General features: G+C 76.7%; 4 protein-coding genes. 3 read left to right on the forward strand and 1 reads right to left on the reverse strand.

The features are described from left to right. The 3 genes from VR44_RS11650 to VR44_RS11660 form a co-directional block, all read left to right on the forward strand. Positions 1-1,127: sensor histidine kinase (locus tag VR44_RS11650; RefSeq protein WP_045947368.1), on the forward strand; the 1,127-nt coding region annotated here is incomplete at its 5' end. A 2-nt stretch (positions 1,128-1,129) separates the two neighbouring features. Further along, positions 1,130-1,759 carry a response regulator gene (locus VR44_RS11655; RefSeq protein ID WP_045947369.1) on the forward strand — a complete coding sequence of 210 codons (630 nt, stop codon included), beginning with the start codon at positions 1,130-1,132 and terminating at the stop codon, positions 1,757-1,759. Between the two features lie 43 nt (positions 1,760-1,802). Next, entirely contained in the window at positions 1,803-2,165 is a 363-nt protein-coding gene (locus tag VR44_RS11660; protein WP_045947370.1) for a peptidoglycan-binding domain-containing protein, read from the forward strand. A 25-nt stretch (positions 2,166-2,190) separates the two neighbouring features. Here VR44_RS11660 and VR44_RS11665 read toward each other — a convergent pair. Continuing rightward, the coding region (locus VR44_RS11665; RefSeq protein WP_052713560.1) for an aminotransferase-like domain-containing protein at positions 2,191-3,382 on the reverse strand (1,192 nt) is incomplete at its 5' end.

Consider the following 3,382-nt stretch of genomic DNA (forward strand, 5'->3'; position numbering starts at 1 on the left):
TCGCGGGGCTGCTCGCGCTGACCGCCGGCCGGGCCGTCACCGACTCCGCGCCCCGGGCCGGGTGGGTCGTCGCCGTCTGCGCCCTGCTGGCCGCCGTGTACGCGGCGGGGGTGCGGGCCCCGGCGGTCGGGCAGTCGGCCCTGGCGGCCGGGGTGTGGCTGGCCGGGACGGGCGCGGTGTGGGCCGCGCTGCTCGTGCTCTCCCCCGACGGGCTGTGGATCGCGTTCCCGCTGTACTTCCTGGAGCTGCACCTGCTGCGGCTGCGCTGGGGCCTGGCGGCGGTCGCGGTGACGGCCTGCGCGGCGATCGGCGGGTTCCTGGGACACAGCGGCGCCGTCACCCCGGGGGCCTTCCTCGGGCCGCTGCTGGGCGGGGCGGTGGCGGTGGCCACCGTGCTCGGCTACCAGGCGCTGTACCGGGAGAGCGAGCGGCGCCGCGAGCTGATCGAGGAGCTGATCGCCACCCGCGCCGAGCTGGCCGCGGCCGAGCGGGGCGCCGGGATCCTCGCCGAACGCGAGCGCCTCGCCCGGGAGATCCACGACACGCTCGCGCAGGGCCTCTCCTCGATCCAGCTCCTGCTGCGGGCCGCGGAGCGGGCACTGTCGGAGGACCCGGCGGCCGGGTCCCCCACCCCCGCGGCGGCAGCGCTGGCGCACATCGGCCGGGCGCGGGAGGAGAACCTGGCCGAGGCACGCCGGTTCGTCCGGGCCCTCACTCCCCCGGACCTGGAGCACGGGTCGCTGGCGGCGGCGCTGGAGCGGCTGTGCTCGGGGGCGCCGGGACCGCGCGTGCGCTTCTCGGTCAGCGGCACCCCGCGCGAGCTGCCCACCCCGTACGAGGTGGCACTGCTGCGGATCGCCCAGTCGGCCCTGGCCAACGTGGTGCGGCACGCCCGGGCTGACCGGGCGGAGATCACCCTGACCTTCATGGACACCTCGGTCACCCTGGACGTCGTCGACGACGGCCGGGGCTTCGACCCCGCCTCCGCGCCCTCCGGCGAGGGCGGCTTCGGCCTGCCCGCGATGCGGGCGCGGGCCGAGTCGCTGGGCGGGCTGTTCACCGTGGAGTCCGCCCCGGGCCAGGGCTCCGCCGTGGCCGTCACCCTGCCCCTGCCCCTGGAGGCCTGACGATGACCATCCGGCTGCTGCTCGCCGACGACCACCCGGTGGTCCGGGCCGGGCTGCGCGCGGTGCTGGACACCGAACCGGACTTCGCGGTGGTGGCGGAGGCGGCGACGGCGGAGCGGGCGGTGGAGCTGGCGGCGTCCGAGCCGGTGGACGTGGTGCTGATGGACCTGCAGTTCGGGGCCGGGATGCACGGCTCGGCGGCCACGGCGGCGATCACGGCCCGCCCGGGGGCGCCCCGGGTGCTGGTCCTGACCACGTACGACACGGACGCGGACATCCTCGCGGCGGTGGAGGCCGGGGCCTCGGGGTACCTGCTCAAGGACGCCCCGCCCGAGGAGCTGGCGGCGGCGGTGCGCACGGCCGCGGCCGGCCAGTCGGCACTGGCCCCGGCGGTGGCGCTGCGGCTGATGGACCGGATGCGGACCCCGGCGGAGGCGCTGACGAAGCGGGAGCTGGAGGTGCTCCAGCTGGTCGCTGACGGGCTGTCCAACCAGCAGATCTCCAAGCGGCTCTTCCTCAGCCAGGCCACCGTCAAGTCCCACCTGGTGCACGTCTACGCCAAGCTCGGCGTGGACTCGCGCACGGCGGCGGTGGCGGCGGCCGCCACGCGGCGGCTGATCCGGACGCCCTGAATATCGCTACCGCCCGGCCTTGATGATCATTAAGGTCCGGACCATGAACCTTTTACCGGCACGCGCCGCGGCCTCGGCCGCACTGACCGTCTCCCTCCTGCTCGGCTCCGCCGCCGCGGCCTCCGCGGCCTCCGCGCCCGCCGAGCCCGACCTCACCGGCCTGAGCTGCGGCTACGACAACCGGACCCCGCCCCCGCCGGTCACCCTCGGCGCCAAGGGCCGGACCGTGATGGAGGCCCGCTGCCTGCTGACCTTCTGGACCGGACTCCAGGCGACCGAGGAGGAGCCGAGGGACGTGTTCGGGCCGGACGCGGAGTCGGCCACCCGGTTCTTCCAGGAGAAGCGGGGCCTACCGGGGACCGGCGTGGTCGACGCGGCGACCTGGACCGAGCTGCGGCACAGCTGAGCCGGCCGCCCGTACCGGCCCCCGCTCAGGCGACCCAGTAGGGCCGGTCCACCCCGGGGGCCAGCGGCACGCCGTCGTGGAAGGCCGCCGCGAGGAGGCGTACGCCCTCGTCGAGGCGGTCGGGCGGCAGGGTGTACGGGATGCGCAGCCGGTGCTCGAAGGTGCCCGGGTCGACGCCGAAGCGGGCGCCCCGGCCGATGTGCACCCCGGCGGCGGCCGCCCGTTCGGCCAGGGCGGAGCTGACGGGCTCGCCGAGGTCCACCCAGAGCGAGAGGCCGCCCGGCGGCAGCCGCCAGGACCACTCCGGGGTGTGCCGCTCCAGCGAGCCCACCAGGGCCGCCCGCTGGACCCGCAGCTGCGCCAGCCGCCGGGGCAGGGAGCGGTCCATGCCCTCCAGCAGCGGCAGGGCCACCACCTGGTCGAGGACGGAGCCGGTCATGTCGGCCGACACCCGGACCGCCGTGAGTTCGTTGACCAGCTTCGCGGTGGCCCGGATCCAGCCCACCCGCAGCCCGCCCCAGTGCGTCTTGCTGAGCGAGCCGATGGTGATCACGTGGTCGGCGCCGGAGCGCGGGGCGAGGGAGGCCAGGGGGGCGGGGGCGGGTACGTCCAGGGCGATGTCGGCGATGGTCTCGTCCACGACCAGCCAGGTCCCGGTGGCCCGGGTCGCCGACAGCAGCCGCAGCCGCTGCTCCTCGGGCATCAGGGCGCCGGTCGGGTTGTGGAAGTCGGGGATGGTGTAGGCGAGCCGGGGCACGGTCTGGTGGAGGGTGGACTCGGCGGTCTCGATGTCCCAGCCGGCGTCGGAGACGGGGACGGAGCCGGTGCGCAGCCGGACGTGGCGCAGGGCGTCGAGGGCGTTGGCGTAGGTGGGGCTCTCGGTGACGACCCGGTCGCCGGGCCGGCAGAGCAGGCTGACGACCAGGGCGAAGGCCTGCTGGGCGCCGGCCGTGACCAGGATCTGCTCGGGTCGGGTGGGCAGCCCGCGCCGGGTGAAGCGGTCCGCGACGGCCGCGCGCAGGTCGGGCAGGCCGAAGGGGTGGTAGCCGGGGTCGCGGGCGAGCGCGGGCAGGCGGGGGACCGCCCAGGCGAGGGCCTCCGCGAGGCTGTCGCCGGGGGCTCCCATGGCGGCGATGGCCAGGTCGATGCCCGGTGCCCCGTCGGCCCGGCCGCCGGTTCCGCCGACCAGCAGGTGGGCGCCGACCGGGCCGTGTCCC

The sequence above is a fragment of the Streptomyces katrae genome (assembly GCF_000966975.1).
Lineage (GTDB): Bacteria > Actinomycetota > Actinomycetes > Streptomycetales > Streptomycetaceae > Streptomyces > Streptomyces katrae.